Annotated in this window: 11 protein-coding genes; 6 read left to right on the top strand and 5 right to left on the bottom strand. The window is 59.3% G+C overall.

Annotation, left to right across the window (positions count from 1 at the left end; all coding sequences use genetic code 11):
- The first annotated feature begins 55 nt into the window (after positions 1 to 55).
- Complete coding sequence (locus FVF58_RS15340) at positions 56 to 1,492, top strand: alginate export family protein (protein ID WP_149670750.1); 1,437 nt, start codon at positions 56 to 58, stop codon at positions 1,490 to 1,492.
- 93 nt (positions 1,493 to 1,585) lie between these two features.
- Here the strand turns inward: FVF58_RS15340 and FVF58_RS15335 are convergent, their stop codons facing one another.
- Positions 1,586 to 3,154: a threonine/serine exporter family protein gene (locus FVF58_RS15335; RefSeq protein ID WP_281291215.1), complete on the bottom strand. Its 1,569-nt coding sequence runs from the start codon at positions 3,152 to 3,154 to the stop codon at positions 1,586 to 1,588.
- A 263-nt stretch (positions 3,155 to 3,417) separates the two neighbouring features.
- Between FVF58_RS15335 and FVF58_RS15330 the strand changes: the two genes are divergently transcribed.
- The gene (locus FVF58_RS15330; RefSeq protein ID WP_149670748.1) at positions 3,418 to 3,783 is read left to right on the top strand and encodes a response regulator; all 366 of its coding nucleotides are present in this window, start codon (positions 3,418 to 3,420) and stop codon (positions 3,781 to 3,783) included.
- A gap of 57 nt (positions 3,784 to 3,840) precedes the next feature.
- On the opposite strand, the gene FVF58_RS15325 is transcribed toward FVF58_RS15330, so the two are convergent.
- The gene (locus FVF58_RS15325) at positions 3,841 to 7,128 is read right to left on the bottom strand and encodes a PAS domain-containing sensor histidine kinase (protein WP_188130827.1); all 3,288 of its coding nucleotides are present in this window, start codon (positions 7,126 to 7,128) and stop codon (positions 3,841 to 3,843) included.
- 613 nt (positions 7,129 to 7,741) lie between these two features.
- On the opposite strand from FVF58_RS15325, the gene FVF58_RS15320 reads away from it, so the two are divergent.
- Entirely contained in the window at positions 7,742 to 8,380 is a 639-nt protein-coding gene (locus FVF58_RS15320) for a response regulator transcription factor (RefSeq protein WP_149670746.1), read from the top strand.
- Between the two features lie 139 nt (positions 8,381 to 8,519).
- On the opposite strand, the gene FVF58_RS15315 is transcribed toward FVF58_RS15320, so the two are convergent.
- The 3 genes from FVF58_RS15315 to FVF58_RS15305 all read right to left on the bottom strand — a co-directional run bounded on the left by FVF58_RS15315 (position 8,520) and on the right by FVF58_RS15305 (position 12,351).
- A complete protein-coding gene (locus FVF58_RS15315) occupies positions 8,520 to 9,794 on the bottom strand; it encodes an MFS transporter (RefSeq protein WP_149670745.1) in 1,275 nt (424 codons plus the stop codon).
- 217 nt (positions 9,795 to 10,011) lie between these two features.
- On the bottom strand, positions 10,012 to 11,733 hold the full coding sequence (gene poxB, locus FVF58_RS15310; RefSeq protein WP_149670744.1) for a ubiquinone-dependent pyruvate dehydrogenase: 1,722 nt from the start codon (positions 11,731 to 11,733) through the stop codon (positions 10,012 to 10,014).
- A 225-nt stretch (positions 11,734 to 11,958) separates the two neighbouring features.
- Positions 11,959 to 12,351, bottom strand: coding sequence for a DUF3331 domain-containing protein (locus FVF58_RS15305; RefSeq protein ID WP_149670743.1), 393 nt, complete (start codon positions 12,349 to 12,351; stop codon positions 11,959 to 11,961).
- A gap of 557 nt (positions 12,352 to 12,908) precedes the next feature.
- Here FVF58_RS15305 and FVF58_RS15300 point away from each other — a divergent pair.
- The 3 genes from FVF58_RS15300 to mdtN all read left to right on the top strand — a co-directional run bounded on the left by FVF58_RS15300 (position 12,909) and on the right by mdtN (position 16,097).
- Positions 12,909 to 14,345: a sensor histidine kinase gene (locus tag FVF58_RS15300; RefSeq protein ID WP_149670742.1), complete on the top strand. Its 1,437-nt coding sequence runs from the start codon at positions 12,909 to 12,911 to the stop codon at positions 14,343 to 14,345.
- 437 nt (positions 14,346 to 14,782) lie between these two features.
- Positions 14,783 to 15,019 (top strand): YtcA family lipoprotein, encoded by a 237-nt coding sequence (locus FVF58_RS15295; protein ID WP_246217064.1) that lies wholly within the window; start codon positions 14,783 to 14,785, stop codon positions 15,017 to 15,019.
- A 19-nt stretch (positions 15,020 to 15,038) separates the two neighbouring features.
- Positions 15,039 to 16,097, top strand: a complete 1,059-nt coding sequence (mdtN, locus tag FVF58_RS15290) for a multidrug transporter subunit MdtN (RefSeq protein WP_149670740.1) — start codon at positions 15,039 to 15,041, stop codon at positions 16,095 to 16,097.
- The last annotated feature ends 4 nt before the right edge of the window (positions 16,098 to 16,101 follow it).

Below are 16,101 nucleotides of genomic sequence, written 5' to 3'. Positions count from 1 at the left end.
CTTCACTCCATAGAGGTAGAAAGAACAATGTTGACACGGCGGGAGGCCACGTGGGATGCAACTCGCGGCATATATAGGGATTGCCGTTGCAGGGCTTGCGCTCGGGTTCTGTGAGGACACGCGGGCGGATAACGAGGGGCAACCCTCTCAGCAGACCGACGCGCCGGCTCAGACGTGCGACGCCAAGCGGCCGGTCGTGATGTTCAATCGCTGGCAAGAAGATTGGTCCGTTCTCAAGAATCCCTGTGTGCCCCGCAAGCCACTGGACAGCCTGAAATATATTCCGCTCGGCGCTGACCCCTATTCGTATCTGTCGCTCGGGGCCAATCTGCGCGAGCGCCTCGAAATCAACAATGCGCCTCTATTCGGCATCGGCTCGGGACAGCCGGATACCTACGTGATCCAGCGCGCGCAGGTCAGTGCGGATGCGCGAATTGGCCCGTACCTTCAATTCTTTGCGCAACTCGAAGATGCCAGACCGTTCGGCAAGGACATGGTGACCCCTGTTGACAAGAATCCGCTCGATCTGGAACAGGCATTTGTTGCGTGGGTCAGTCCGCTTGGGCCCGGAACGCTGAAATTCCGCGTCGGCCGCCAGGAAATGGCATTCGACCTTCAACGGTTCATTTCCGTTCGCGACGGTCCGAACGTACGACAGGCGTACGACGCTATCTGGGCCGATTACGAGTATCAGAAATGGCGCTTCATCGGTTACCTGACCCAGCCCGTTCAGTACCGCGATGTCACGGTATTCGACGACACGTCGAATAGCCATTTGACCTTTAGCGGCGTGCGTTTCGAACGGCAGGGTGTTGGGCCTGGAGACCTGTCTGGATACTATTCGCTTTACACCCGTGACGGTGCGAGGTTCCTCGATGCGCAAGGCGATGAGCATCGCAACGTGTTTGATCTGCGATATACGGGGAAAATCGCTGCCACGGATTGGGACGTGGAGTCGATGTACCAAACGGGCCACGTCGGCGACAAACCGATTGCTGCATGGGCGGTTGGCTCGCTGCTCGGTTACACGCTCGATTCCCTCTGGAAGCCGCGCTTCGGTGTGCAGGTCGATGCGGCATCCGGTGACCGTCATTTGAACGACGGCCGCGTCGAGACCTTCAATCCGCTGTTCCCGAATGGATATTACTTCACGCTGGCGGGCTACACGGGGTATGCCAACCTCATCCATGTGAAGCCCTCGATTACTCTCAAGCCGTCCAGCAAGCTGGCCTTGTTGTTCGCACTCGGATTCCAATGGCGGATGAGCACGAACGACGCCATCTATCAGCAGGGAAGTGCTGTCGTCCCGGGTACCGCTGGCCACGGCACGCGATGGACCGGCGCCTACGCACAAATACGTGCTGACTGGACCGTGGCGACCAACCTGATTGCAGCCGTTGAGGCCGTTCATTTCCAGGTCGGAGATTCCGTCCGCGAGTTGGGCGGGAGCAACGCCGACTATGTTGGGCTGGAGTTGAAGTATGGCTGGTAGCGTCGCGCGGGAGCAGGCTCGGACGCCGGATCATGCGCAACAGAAGCATGCTTCAGCATGCCGGTCCGGGCGCTCGTTCTCGCAGAGGATCAGTCAAGCGGTCTGGCGCGCGGTCGCGAACCGCTCAAACAGCATGCGGGGCAGGACCAGTCCAACGGTCATGGCCAGGATGATCAGGAACGCCGTGACGCCGTTCGCAACGACGGCCGGGACCAGCTCGGCCGACGCGCGCGGTCCCACGGTGACCAGTTCAAGCAGCGTGCTTGCGGCACGGAACAGGTAGAAGCCCGGCATCATCGAGACAATCGCAGAGAAGCCGACGGCGGCGAAGGGGAGCCGTAGGCGATCGACGATCGGCGCGACGATCAGGCCGACCAGAAGACAGGCGAAGAACGCCGCGGTCGGGACATCGGCGCTCAAGATCGAGATCAGCGCCCAGCGCGCCGCGTGCGCCAGCATGCCAACGGCGATTGGCAGGGGCAGCAGGCGCCACGGCATCGAAAAGAAAGTCCCGAAGCTCGCGACGGCGCATCCTGCGGCGATGACATCGGCGGCGAAGGGCGCGGCCGCGGACGGTCCGGCCTGAAGTGCGCCGCCGGCGGTGCCCGTCCCGATCAGCAAGCCCGTACAGATCATCAGCACGATGAGACCGGCATAGGTCAGGCGTGCGAGGCCCAGCGGGATCCGTGTGCGCGCGAGATCGATCGCACCGTTGAGGATATGCGGGCCGGGAACCAGCACCATGCAGGGGCAAAACGCGACGAGTGATTGCGCGTCTGAAAGGTGGAGGCGACCGGCGACGGCGCCGATCAGGCCGGCGATCGTGGCCGCGGACAGCGGTTCGAGGAAAGGATTGCCGCCAAGCTTCCCCAGCCAGCGACGGACAAGCGCCCCGGCGCCGGCGCTCATGGCGATCAGCGCCAGGCTCGCCACATCGTACACGCCGAAGATCACGCCGAGAGACGCCGCGCCGATGGCCGCAAAGACGGCGAAGCGAAGTATCCCGACGGATGGCATGCGCCCTGCCGCTACGAGGGCCGGGCGCGCAGCCGCGGTCGACATGGTGCCGTCGCACACTTGATGCACGATCGTCTGGACGGCTAGCACCTTGCCCATGTCTACGCCTCGCGGCGCGGCGGGGACAATTTCCGAGAAAGTGGTGTCATCAAGCTCGACCACGAGCTCGTCCCAGTGCGGCAACACCCTGACCGGTACGCCAAGGGTGCGCCCGAGTTGCTGCGCCGCGACGACAGTCTTTTCCGTGGTCTGTCCGTGCATGAACAGAAGCGAGGCTGCCAATGCGATGGTGTCCACTTCGTGCATGGAACCTCGGCGAGGGGTGGCGTCTTCGTTCATACCACCTCGAAGGCTTATGTCGGTCCGCATGCCCAGGACTATGGCGTTGGATATGCGCGTGTAGCCCGGCTCAAGGATGTATTGAATGTTTGGTCTCGCGAAGAGGCCGGGCAAGTCGAAGAAGCGATAGTACATCTCCGCACGATATTCCGCATGCTTGGGCTCGAGATCGGTGTCGAGCAACTGAGACAGAGCCGCTTGGCGTTGGATGACGGGCGATCGCCGAAAGCTGAGCCGATCGGTCGTGGGGCGCGTATTTGCGCGCCTGTCTCTCGCTTGCGCTTTGATTTGCCGGACACGCCTCAAGCGGGTGTTTAACTGAATTCGCAACGGCTTCCTGGGTGCCTACAACTTCATATGGCGTGCTGACATTACATAAACATGTAATGCCCAACACGCTATCCGTGGTTCCGGACGACGATTCCGATGGCTATAATTTCTTGTCGGCGCGCGCGCATGAGAAGCACATTCAGCAGGTCTATCGGAGACCGACTGTAACGCGACGATCACGTTCGAAGCCGGACGCCAACGTTAAAGCTGTGTGAGACTCCATGACCCGGAGGAAAGAAATGCTCGCGCCTCCGCTTCGAACCGTTGCCGTGATTGACGATGACCGACGCGTTCTGACATCTCTGGCAAACCTGCTTGCCTCTGGTGGGTATGGGACACGGGTCTACGAATCTGCGCTGGATTTTTTCTCCGACGGCTACGCGGGGCTGGTATGCGTTATTACTGATCTGGGAATGCGGCCAATCGACGGCATGCAAGTGCTCGAGAGGGCGGTTCATTCTGATTCCGCAATGCCCGTCATCATCATCACAGGAAAGCCGGGCGAACATACTGAAAGCTACTATCTGCAGAGAGGCGCAGTAGGATTCTTCAGAAAGCCTGTCGACGGGGACGCGTTGTTGGACCTGTTGGATAGAATTGTTTGAAGATATTGTCGGTCGGTCCACGCTGAGAAGAGCGGCGCAACGTCGCCCCCGGGTGCACTATTTGGCACTCGCCTCCAGCTGGGCAATTTGCACAGGCAAGACTGGGAGCACGACGCTGAAGGTTGCTCCGAAGCCCTCGTTATTGGCGGCAGTGAGACGACCCTCATGAGCTTCGATAATCGAGCGCGACACTGCCAGCCCGATGCCCATCCCTTTGCTCTTGGTCGTGACGAATGAGTCGAATATGCTGTCGCCACCGACGATGCCCGAACCGTTATCGATGACCTGGAGCAGCACGGACCCGTCGTCAAGGGAACATGCGGTAATCAGAATCCTGGGTGTGCGTCCCGAGTTTTCCGTGGCCTCTATCCCGTTCGTGATGAGGTTAAGAAGGACCTGCTGAATCTGTATCTGGTCGACGAACACCGGAGGCAGGCCAGCAGGCAAATCGAGTTCGATGTCGGCGGTATTCCTGGTTTCGTCTTCCCGTAGGAGCCGTACGGCTTCGAGAACCAGGTCTTTGACATTGCGTTGCAGCTTCTGGAATGTCTGCCGCCTGAACAGTGCGCGGATGCTTTGCATGGTTTCGTCAGCGGAGCGGGCATCTCGAACGACGCTTTCCACGGAAGCCCTGGCTTCCGTCAAGTTTGGCGGATACGCTGCGAGCCACCGCTTGCATGCCTGCGCATTAACGATAACGGACGTGAGAGGTTGATTGAGTTCGTGTGCGATGGACGCCGAGAGTTCTGCGACCGTGGCAATCTGGGTCGCCCGGGCGAGTTCAGCCTGGGTCTGCCTGAGCCGGTCTTCTGCGCGCTTTGGTTCGTCAATATCAAGACTGAGGCCGTACCATTGGACAATGTTGCCATCGGAGTCTCTCATCGCTTCAGCCGTGTGCTGGTGCCACCGGTAAACCCCGTCCTTTCGGCGAAGCCTGGCAACGTGGCTGTAGGGTTCGCCAGTCTCGACCGAGTGTCTCCACGCTTGAAGCAGGCTGTCCAGGTCGTCAGAGTGAATGGTCTTCGTAAAGCCGAGGTCCGTGAGCTGCGAAATACTCAGGCCGACAAATTCGGCGGTTTTCCGATTGATGTAAGTGAGTCCCCCTCGCGGATCATTGCACCAGAGCATGGCGGGGATGGTTTCGATAAGCTCTCGTAGCTGGTGCTCCCGCTGTTCGAGCGCGGCTTCTGTCTGTTTGAGATCGTTGATGTCCGTACATACGCCGTACCAGTGCAGAACCTGCCCGCTTTCATCCCGAAACGGTTCGCCGCGAGCGAGGTACCAATGCAGTTTCCCATCGGCGCCAGTAACCGGATACGTGTCCTGGTACGACGCACCTTCCTCGACAGCCCGCCTCCAGCGCGAGCGGACACGAAGACGGTCAGCTTCCGGAATGAGCCTAAGTAACATTTCCCCGTCGAATTCTTCGCCGCTCTTTCCCATGAACGTTAGCATTTGCCGATTCCACCTGTCGACGTCTCCTTGCGGTGTGGCCCTCCAGATCATCGCGGGCAATGCGTCTACGAGCCTTCGCAAATTGAGCTCTTCTGTGCGAAGGACTTCTTGCGCCAACTTTCGCTCGTGAATATCTATCAGAAGACCGTACCAATTCACGGTATCACCGTTGGCATCCCGCATGGGGATGCCTTTGGATTGAAACCAGCGGTACGTGTTGTCGGCCGCGCGGAATCGATAGACCCAGTCGTAAGGTCTGCCGCTTTCGAGCGAACCTTGCCAGGCTTCCATTGTTGACGCAAAGTCATCTGGATGCACCAGGTGAAGCCAGCCGTGCGATATCAATTCATCCAGCCGTAGTCCCGTGTAGTCTTCAGCGCGCTTGTTCACATATTCCAGGCGGCCTTGGGAGTCCGTACGCCAGAGGAGGCTGGGAACGTTCTCCGCCAGCCAGTTCAGTTGAACTTCCCGTTCACGGATGAGCTCTTTGGATCTATAAAGATCATCGATATCCATGTTCACGGCATACCACTTGTAGACACTTCCGTCATCGTTAAAGTAAGGAACGGAGCGCGAGTGACGCCAATGATAATTACCGTCGCGGTCTGCCCATCGATAGGTCGTATCGTACGGGCTCTTTTCCCGAACGGAGCGCAGATAGCCCTCCTTTACTCTGGAGCGGTCATCGGGATGAATGAATTGCAGAAAGCCCAGATTCTGCATGCCCTCAAGGGTTGTTCCCGCTTCCTCAAGAATCTGCCGATTGATGAAATCGAAATCTTGCTCTGTCCGGGTAGCGAAGCGGCCCGGTAACCGGTCGAGGAGCTCTCTGGCTTCTCTCTCACTTGCTGTCAACGCCTGTTGAGCCTTGATGGTCTCTTCGATTTCTATTCCAATGAGGTACCAGTTGACGACGTCCCCGTTTATGCCGCGTGATGGCTCGGCTAGAAGGCGCTGCCAGCGGTATACTCCGTCGTGCTGCAACATTCTCAATGCCATATCGACCGGTTCACACGCGGCAATGTGGGCGCTCCATTGCTGCCGTGCGGCCTGTACGTCATCGGGGTGAATGTAGTTCATCCATCCGTCACCGACTATTTCCTCCATCGGTCTGCCCAGCGCGGCAACACCGACTCTATTCACGTAGAGAATCTCGCCGGTGGGCCCGCCGACACATACGCATGCTGGCACGCTGTCCACGATGCGCCGATAGGTTTCCTCTTCGGTTCGATGAAGAGATTCCGAAATCTTCCGGTCGTGTATGTCCCAGCCCACCCCGACCCATCGTAGTAGCCTTCCGTTGTCGTTTCTGATTGCTTTGACACGGCAGAGGAACCACCGATACTCCCCGTTGATACACCTGAGCCGAAACTCAAGCTCTCCTGCGTCGTTTCCGGCCCTGAGTGCGTGCCAGTATCGGTCGTTTGCCTGCAGGTCTTCCGGGTGGATTGCGGCTCGGAAAGCGTCGCAGGTAACTGCTTCTTTTATGCCTGTGTATTCGGATAGGCTGGGACTCAGGTATTCAACGTCGCCATTGGGCAGCGCGGTCCACATATGGCCGGGAACGAGACTGCTGGTGCTTTGAAGTGTCTGGATTCGTTGGCGGATTTGCTCGTCAAACGCATTCCTCAATCCGGCCATTGAGTCCGGCAGCCGTGTGCGCCGGGAGACAAGCTCCGCACCCAGCCAGGCCGCGGCAATTGCGACAGCGGAACGGGCGATAGAACTGGAGGCAAAAGGAGGCTGATTGGAAGCCAACGCCACGCCGGCTATCCCAAGCGAGGCGAAGCCAGCGGCCAGACGCCCGAAGCTCCGGCCGAAAAAGTGCGTGAACAGGACAACCAGGAGGAGGCTAAGGCAGCCCGTAACGGGTTCAAGGATCCCTGCCACTCCTGACGCGCCTGATATGGCGACGCTGAGAGCAACGTTCCGAGACGGGCGTGGCATCAACACGGTAAGCATGTCAACCTCGGAGTTCGTCGCCGCGTAGAGAGTAAGACTCTGAATTTCCCGCCGATGGTGGGATTTTTCAAGCGCAACGGTTCCTTGTTCGCAAATGGGTCGGGGAGTGTTGCTGGTTAATTCGTGTGGTGCTTAAGAGGGCTGCTCGTGCGAGCGGTGGAGCGTCCGAATCGAATACATGGGCTAGGGGGATCTGTCATACCAATAGCGCTTGGCCGCCCGCAGCTACAGGATCAGGAATTCTCTGAAGACGCAGGTTTGAAGAACCTGGTCGAACTGATACTAGTGAAGCTTTTCGAGCGCGCGCCAGCAATTGCAGTCAGGCCAATGAGGCGAAGCAGCTACCCTACAACTTCATAAACGGTGGCGACATTACATAATCATGTAATGCTCAACACGCGATCTGTGGTTCCGGACCGCGGTTCCAATGGCTATAATTTCTCGTCGGCGCGCCCACATGAGAGGCACATTCAGCGGGTCTATCGGAGACCGACTGTATCGACGTTAGGAGAGTTCTTTTACCTAACTAGGGAGGGGTTCCATGGAATCCGCAAACGAGCTGGTGTATGTGGTCGACGACGACCGACGGGTGCGAGAAGCTCTGTCGACGCTGCTGCGCGCAAACGGGAGAGACGTCCAGGCCTTCGATTCCGGCGGAGAGTTTCTGGACACGCGGCGTCGAAATGTCGTTGCATGTCTGATTCTGGATATGAGCATGCCAGGCATGAATGGCCTGGAAGTCCAGAAGCTTGTCAGTACGGACTCCCGGATTCCCGTCATTTTCATTACTGGAAGGGGAGATGTATCATCCGCGGTTCTGGCGATGAAGGGCGGGGCTGTGGATTTCCTCACCAAGCCCGTCGACGAAGACGAGTTGATGCGCACGGTCGATGCGGCACTTGCCAGAGCACACGTTCTTCACAAGGAGGCGGAGGATGCGGCGAGCCTCCAGGCACGCTATCAATCGCTGACGCCCCGTGAGCAGGAGCTTATGCCTTTGCTTGCAAGCGGCCTGCTCAACAAGCAGGTGGCGGCGAACCTTGGCATCACTGAATATACCGTGCAGATACATCGCGGCCATATCATGAAGAAAATGCAGGCGGATTCATTTGCCACTCTCGTCAGGCAGGCAAGCAAACTGCAACTGCAAACCTCGTCGACAATCACGTCCGAAGCCTGACGGCAACGTCAAAGCTGTGTGAGACTCCGTGACCCGGAGGAAAGAAATGCTCGGTCTGCGCTTCGAACCGTTGCCGAGATCGATGATGGTCGTCGCGTTCTGACATCTCTTGCGAACCCGCTTGCCTGAATGGACAGCCTCATGCATTCGCGCGTCCGCGTGGTCTGGTCTCGCGCATGAACATCGCAAGCACCATGGCGAGCACGATGCCGCCGAGCAACCAGGAGCCGGCTGCACGGAATACCGGTAGGTCCATTGCACCGCCGTTCGCGAGGTGGGCGAGCAGCTTGCCATACACGGGCGTGAGCAATGCGCTGAACGTGAACACCAGGAAATTGATCGCGCCGCTGGCGCTGCCCTTCACGTTATCCGGATTGACTTCCTTGATCACCGTGTACGGCAGCATGGCCGCACCGGAGCCGATGCCGAGCAGCAAGCCGAGCAGGTAAGGCGGCGCCACACCGGCCGGCAGATAGAAAATGCCTGCAGCCGATGCGAGCATCAGCAGTGCGCCTGCGATCAACACCGGCTTGCGGCGGCCCAGACGGTCAGACAGGTAGCCCAACAGCGGGCAGCCGATCACCCAGCCGAGTGGCACCATGCTCGCGCGATTGACGGCCTCCCCATAGCTGACGTCCAGACCGTTGCGCAGGAATGGAATGCCCCAGATCAGGTCGCCGACCGTAGTCGGCAAGAACAGCAGACCGGCGCAGAAACCGCAAAGATACGACTGCGGATTGGACAGCACTTGCTTGTACGGCGCGAACATCTTCATCCAGGAACCCTGGCTGGCTGAGCTGTCGTCGTGTGCCGCCGGTGTCACGATAAGCACCAGCACGGCGATCAGGAAGATCACGAGGCCAGATAGCCACCAGAACTGCTGCCACGTGATGAGGCCGTGAATGAGCGGCGCAACGGCGAACTGGCCCGCGGAGCCGCCCAGCATGCCGAAGCACTGAGTGAAACCTACGGCAGTCGCAAGAGAGCGCGGGGGAAAGCCATGCGTGGCCAGATACACCGCGCCGATGAACCCGCATGCCGAGCCTGCGCCTTGCAGCAGGCGACCGAGTTGAGCGGCCTCGACGTTGCCCAGGCCGAACAGTGCCGCCCCGACGGCAACCAGCACGATGCCGGCCGGAATGACGGCCTTGCCGCCGAGCCGGTCGAGCAACGCCCCGCAAACGATCGAGAACAGCGCATAGGTGTAGTAATACAGGCCGACGAGCGTGCCCACGCCCAGCGCATCGCGGGCGAACGCCGTACTCAACTCGGGCATCATGACGCCCGGCGCGGAGCGCAGCATGTACTGCATGAAGTAGAACGCTGCGCAAAAAAGCCACGCGACGACGAAGCCGATATGTATTGGCTCGCGGTCCGATCGAAGATTCCCAGTGCTCAAGATCTTGCTGGACATGATTCAATTTCCCTTGAATTGCCGATGAACCGGGTACGGGCCAACGCGCGGCGGAGATACGAATCAGGTGATCCAGAGCCGGATTCGGTCGAACCCCCGTTCGACCGAATCTCGGCGTGACATGCCGTCGGATGTCCGTTATCAACACAGGTCCGGGTTGAATGAAGAAACAAGCGACCGGGTTGGGATAACAGTCCCTACACGCTTGCGGATCGCACTACCGGAACAGATTGACTTTTGCAAGGTCGATGAGCTGCTGGCCTCGACCGTCCATGACGGCACGAAGCATAAACAGTCCAAAGTGATAGGCCTGGTCACCCGTCGTCGTAGGAGGCATCACGAGTTCCTGACGTGCGCTCACTACGTCGACGAGAGCCGGACCCGGATGAGCGAATGCTTCGCTTAACGCTTGTTCCAGCTCTGCGGGGTGCTCGACGCGCACGCCTTTGATTCCGATCGCATTGGCCATCGCGGCGAAGTTAGGATTTTTCAGGTCGCATCCTGTATCAAGGAACCCGCTGGCCTTCATCTCCATTTCCACGAAGCCCAGCGTTCCGTTGTTGAGCACGACGACCTTGACCGGCAACCCTGTTTGAGCCAGCGTCAAAAACTCTCCCATCATCATGGTGAAGCCGCCGTCACCCGACATCGAAATCACCTGCCGGTCCCTGAAAGCGGCCTGCGCGCCAATCGAGTGCAACAGTGAGTTGGCCATCGAACCGTGATTGAAAGAACCCACCAGTCGTCGTTTGCCGTTCATTTTCAGGTATCTGGCTGTCCACGCGATGGGGGTGCCGACGTCGCAGGAGAAGATGGCATCCTCGTCCGCCAGTTCGCTGACGAGCCTGGTCACGTACTGCGGATGGATGGTGCTGCTGCCCGGTTCTGGCTCCGCCAGCGCATTCAGACTCTGGCGAGCCTTGCGATAGTCGTCGAGCGCGCGATTCAGGAAGCTGCTATCCGTTTTCTCCTGGATCATTGGCAGAAGTGCATCGAGCGTATCCTTGACCGTTCCCAATACGCCGAGCTCTAGCGGGCACCGGTTGCCGAGCGCTTCCGCCCGCGTATCGACTTGCGCGATGGTCACTTTCTCCGGGTAGAACTGTCGATAGGGGAAGTCAGTGCCCAACATCAGGAGCATGTCGCAACTCTTCATCGCGGAGTAGCCGGAGGCGAACCCCACAAGACCCGTCATTCCCACATCGAACGGGTTATCGTATTCGATGTACTCCTTGCCACGCAGCGAGTGCACGATTGGCGCTTGCAGCTTGCGGGCAAGTTCCACGACTTCCGTGTGGGAATCCTTGCATCCCGCCCCGCACAGCAACGTCACTCGCGACGACTGGTTCAACAGGCGTGCGAGTTTCGCGACTTCGTCGTTCGATGGGCGCATCACCGGAGCGGCAGGCGCGCTCCAGTGCGGCGCAGGTTTGGTAAGCGTCCCGAGTGCCACATCGCCTGGTATGACGACCACAGCGACGCCTTTGCGCGCAACCGCCGTCCGGATGGCACGGCCCAGAATTTGCGGTAGCTGGTCGGCACTGTGGACGAGTTCGACGTAGTGACTACATTCCTTGAACAACGCTTCGGGGTGGGTAGCCTGAAAATAGTCGATGCCGATTTCCGTACTGGGGACATGCGCGGCGATAGCGAGAACAGGCACACCGCTGCGATGGCAATCGAACAGGCCGTTGATAAGATGCAGATTCCCCGGACCGCAGCTCCCACAGCAGACTGCGAGCTGCCCCGTCAAATGAGCTTCGGCGCCAGCGGCGAAAGCCGCGCTTTCCTCATGCCGCATGTGAACCCATTCAATCGATCCGTCGCGGCGCAGGGAGTCCGTGAATCCATTGAGGGAATCCCCCACCACGCCGTACACGCGCTTGATTCCCGCATTGGCTAGTGCACCAACCATGTAGTCGGCAGCTATGGTTGCCATTTCACATCTCCGTAGTTAAGGAGAAACAAAAAAGTCCGGATTCACCGAGCCGTAGCGACTGAGTTGAACGTTTCGCTATGCCATGTTTTTTTGATAATAGCGGGCGATGCGAAGGACCGCTATTACATGAATCTGCAATCAGCCTGACGAGGCTATTGGCGCTCGACGCTTGTTTAACCGCGAGGCGAAGCACATGGACGCGGGTCCCATTGCATAGACATGCAATCAGACAGCATCCTCCAAAGGGACAGCCTGCATGACTGTGGCCAGAATCATCGCTTCGATGTTTCGTGGTGCAGGATTCAGACGCCTGGGTCGATACACGGCGTCGCCTGTTGCGATGAGCTGACCACTCAGCGCGCAAACGCCGCCTTTCTTCGCGATGCAGCGCCGCCAGATCTGTGCACCGTAGCAGCAGGAGGTCGGGTCGCTCCACGCGATAGTTGCCGAAGTCTGTCCATTGCGGTCCAGAACCCGGATGGCACATGTCGAAAAGTAGCCTTCGCCGTACATCGGGTGGGTGGGATTGGACCCAATGGGCAGCCGCATTTCGCCTTCGCTCGAGAGGCGCGTCATCGTTGACTGCCAGATTCCGTCTGCTTCAATGGGAGCTTGCATGGCGCGGTTCCTCCATTCTCGTTAGACAAACACTGGCAGGGCGACGCCAGTGGCTCGCCCACAGTCTTATGTGACGTGCGAAGCTCGCGAGCCAACGCTCGGTCCTGGCTTGATGATAGGTAGCAGGCTTGCCGGCTGCCATTACATGAATGTGGAGTGCGCCCGGATTTGACCAGGAAGAGGAGCATCGGGGTAAATGGCCTGCACGCGCGGCGGCGATTTGCGATGTTGACGTGACCTGCTGCGCTGATAGCGATCACATGCACTTTTCGGTCACCGCATCGAGAATACCTGGGACTGCCGGTTGGGTGTGCTGCTGTCCATCCCCCATCGCTCCGGTAGCGTCTCCCCCAAAAGGGGGATGTTCCGTCATGCCGTCTCCGGAGACCATGTATACAACGGATGGGATTTGAAGCACGCACCGAACAACGGGTAGTGCGCTGGCCCATCTCTGCGTGGTGGCCGCCGGGACTTCGCCGGAACCGCCACATTCCCCGCAACGGGCCGGCACGTTCGTTCATCGAATCCGTCCAACCGATACTTTCGGACCTATTGCCGTGTTAGCCAACGTACCAAGGATCAGCACCGATTTGCGGGAAAAAACCGCTTCGCTTGCAGCAGATCTGTCTCTTGTTGTCGAACGTGCACTTGGGATACTGAAGTCGCTCGATGGATACAAGCTGCTTTCTCCCCCTGCAATGCGCGACGTCGAGGATTCGGTCGCGCTGTCGGCCAAAGTGTGGTTCGAGACACTTTTGTCGGGCGAACCTCCATCGGCTCGGGATATCGCCGTCTTCCGCGAAATCGGACAAAGACGCGAGCATCAGCGTGTGCCGTTGAACAGTCTGCTGCAGGCGTTACGCTACGGCTTGCGAGAAATCTGGAGCACATACATCGCAGTGGGTGAGCTGGATGGAAGACTCACCAAAGAGCTGCTGTTCGACGTCTCGCTATATCTTTTCGACTATTTCGATCTGATCGCCCAGATCATTGTCCGCACTTATCTCGTCGAGCATGATCAGCAGCTCCGGCGGCCCCGTTGGGCGATCCCACTCGAGGAAGGCCCACGTCGGTCTGAAGGCGGCCGGCGCGAACTTCTCAAGCTACTCGTCCAGTTGTCGAGCGAGCCACATCTGTTATCCAGCTTCGAAGTGGATCCCGCTCGCGAGCAACGCCGTGGCGAGCCAGCCGAGGCGCGCGTGATGCAGTTCTTCGGCCTCGAAGTCGACATTGACGACGCCGCGAAACTGGCCGAGGCATTGCGCGATGCCCAGGAGAAGCTTGCGCAGGCATCGCGGAACGCAGCGGTCGCCGAATTGTCCGCGTCAATCGCCCATGAGATCAATCAGCCGCTGCAGGCGGTTGTCGCGCATGGGCGCGCATGCCTGCGATGGCTCTCCGCGGAGCCGCCAAACATCGAGCAAGCCAGACTCTCCGCCGAGCACGTGGTGCGCGACGGCAATGCCGCGGCCGAAGTGGTAAGCCGCATTCGAGCACTATTCAAGCATACGGCTCCTGAAATGGTCGATCTAGATATCAACAAACTGATACTTCAGGCATGCACGCTGATGGCTGATGATATTCAGCGAAACGCGATTTCGCTCGAAACGACGCTGGCCGAAGACGTGCCGAAAATCCGGGCCGACGCGGTGCAGATCCAGCAGGTGCTCGTCAATCTTGTTCGCAACGCAATCGAGGCATTGGCAGCAACGACGGAGCGGCCGAAGCTGTTATTGATCGGCTCGCGTCGCGACGGCGAAAGCGTGGTGATCGATGTCGAGGATCGCGGTACAGGATTTGCCGACTTCGAGAAGATATTTGAACCGTTCTTTACCACGAAACAAACAGGTATGGGCATCGGGCTGGCGATCTGCCGAACGATCGTCGAAGCACACGGCGGTCGGATTTGGGCCGTGCGCAATGAGATCCGTGGTGTCACCTTCAGCTTCAGCCTTCCGATCGAGAGCGCAAATGCGACAAGGGGTGGCCGATAGCGTGGCGCCTGAATGGGTCCATGGGTGCGCGCCATGGTCACATTCGACCCGAGCGAGGATACTGAAAACGACTGTCTGCGCGAGAGGTGCGGCCCGGGAATCCGTCGAGGCGTGCACGGTGCGGCCACGAGCGAGGCGTGCAAGTTTACGTGGATGTTCGTTGCGGCGATATTGCATATTCATGTGATGCGGAATGCCCCTTTTGGCATTAATTTGACGAACTGCTACACCCGCAATCTCTCGATCCCAGCTGACCGGTACAGGCAGGAAAGGTGCTCCCGAAACTGTTTGCCTCGCTACCTCCCAAGCCGAAATCCGGGGCACGCACATCGGCGTATCATCAAGGTGTGGCATTGGCTCGAGCCACCCGGACAACCTTGAAACGAGACATGTCACTTGCCAGAGGCAGATGTTCAAAGCGATCAATCGGCGTGGCCGTGATTGCCGCGACCCTGATGTCGGGGTGCGTGAACTCGCCGTCGATTGGCGTGCTCGGCGCATACTTTCCGGACTGGCTGTTCTGTATCGTCGCGGGCGTCGTGCTCGCGGTCGTCATTCATCTGATTCTCAAGCGTTCGCAGGCCCGCGATCTGATAGGGCCTGCAGCCGTGGTGTATCCCACGCTGGTCACCTTCCTTGCGCTCGCTATCTGGCTGATGTTCTTTCAACATTGAATCTCCTTCGGGCGGGTAAATGGCGAACATAGCCAGCAAAACATCGAAGAGGAAGTGGCCAGCCGTCGTTATGGTCGTCGTGACGCTGTTGCTGCTTGTCTATGTCATCCGGCTGCTGGACCACGCGCCGCGTACCGACGATGCCTATGTCTACGCGGATACGATCGACGTCGTGCCCGAGGTCAACGGACGCATCGTTGAACTGGCCGTGCGCGACAATCAGGCGGTGAAGCAGGGCGATCTGCTGTTCCGTATCGATCCGCGTCCGTATCAGGATGCACTGACGCGAGGCAACGCATCCCTCGTCGCACTCGACCGTCAGATCGAGTTGACCCAGCGCACGGTCAATGCGCAGCAGTACAACGCGCAGTCGGTGCGCGCGGCCGTCGAGCGCGCGCGAGCCGCGGCCAGTCAGGCATCCGATACGCTGCACCGCATGGAGCCGCTGCTGTCGCACGGCTATGTGTCGGCGGAAGACGTCGACCGTGCGCGTACCGCGCAACGCGCCACGCAAGCCGAACTCAGCGCCGCGCAACTGCAGGCGCAACAGGCGGCAGCGGCTGTGAGCGGCGTCGATGCGCTCGTTGCGCAACGTGCCGTCGTCATGGCGGAGATCGCGCTGGCCGAACTGAACCTCGAGTACGCGACGGTGCGAGCCCCGTTCGATGGACGCATCGTGTCCTTGAAGACATCGACGGGCCAGTTTGCAACGGCGCTCAAACCGGTCTTCACCCTGATCGACACGCGGCACTGGTATGTGGTCGCGAATTTTCGCGAGACCGAACTCAAGGGCATCCGCGCGGGTACGCCCGCCACGGTCTACCTGATGAGCGATACCGGCCAGCGCTTCCAGGGCACGGTCGATTCGATCAGTTATGGCGTCGCGCCCGATGAAGCCGGCCTTGCATTGCCCGGCGGATTGCCGCGCATTCAACGCACGCTTAACTGGGTCCGTGTATCGCAGCGCTTCCCGGTGAAGATCCGGGTCGACAATCCGAACCCGGAGCTGTTTCGCGTGGGTACGTCGGCCGTGGCCGTGCTGGAGCCTGGGCGCGACAACCACGGCGTGCGCCAGTGAGGAG

Source organism: Paraburkholderia panacisoli (assembly GCF_008369935.1).
In the GTDB taxonomy this organism is placed as follows: domain Bacteria; phylum Pseudomonadota; class Gammaproteobacteria; order Burkholderiales; family Burkholderiaceae; genus Paraburkholderia; species Paraburkholderia panacisoli.
Note: the sequence above shows the minus strand (reverse complement) of the source record. Positions and strands in the feature narration are given on the sequence as shown.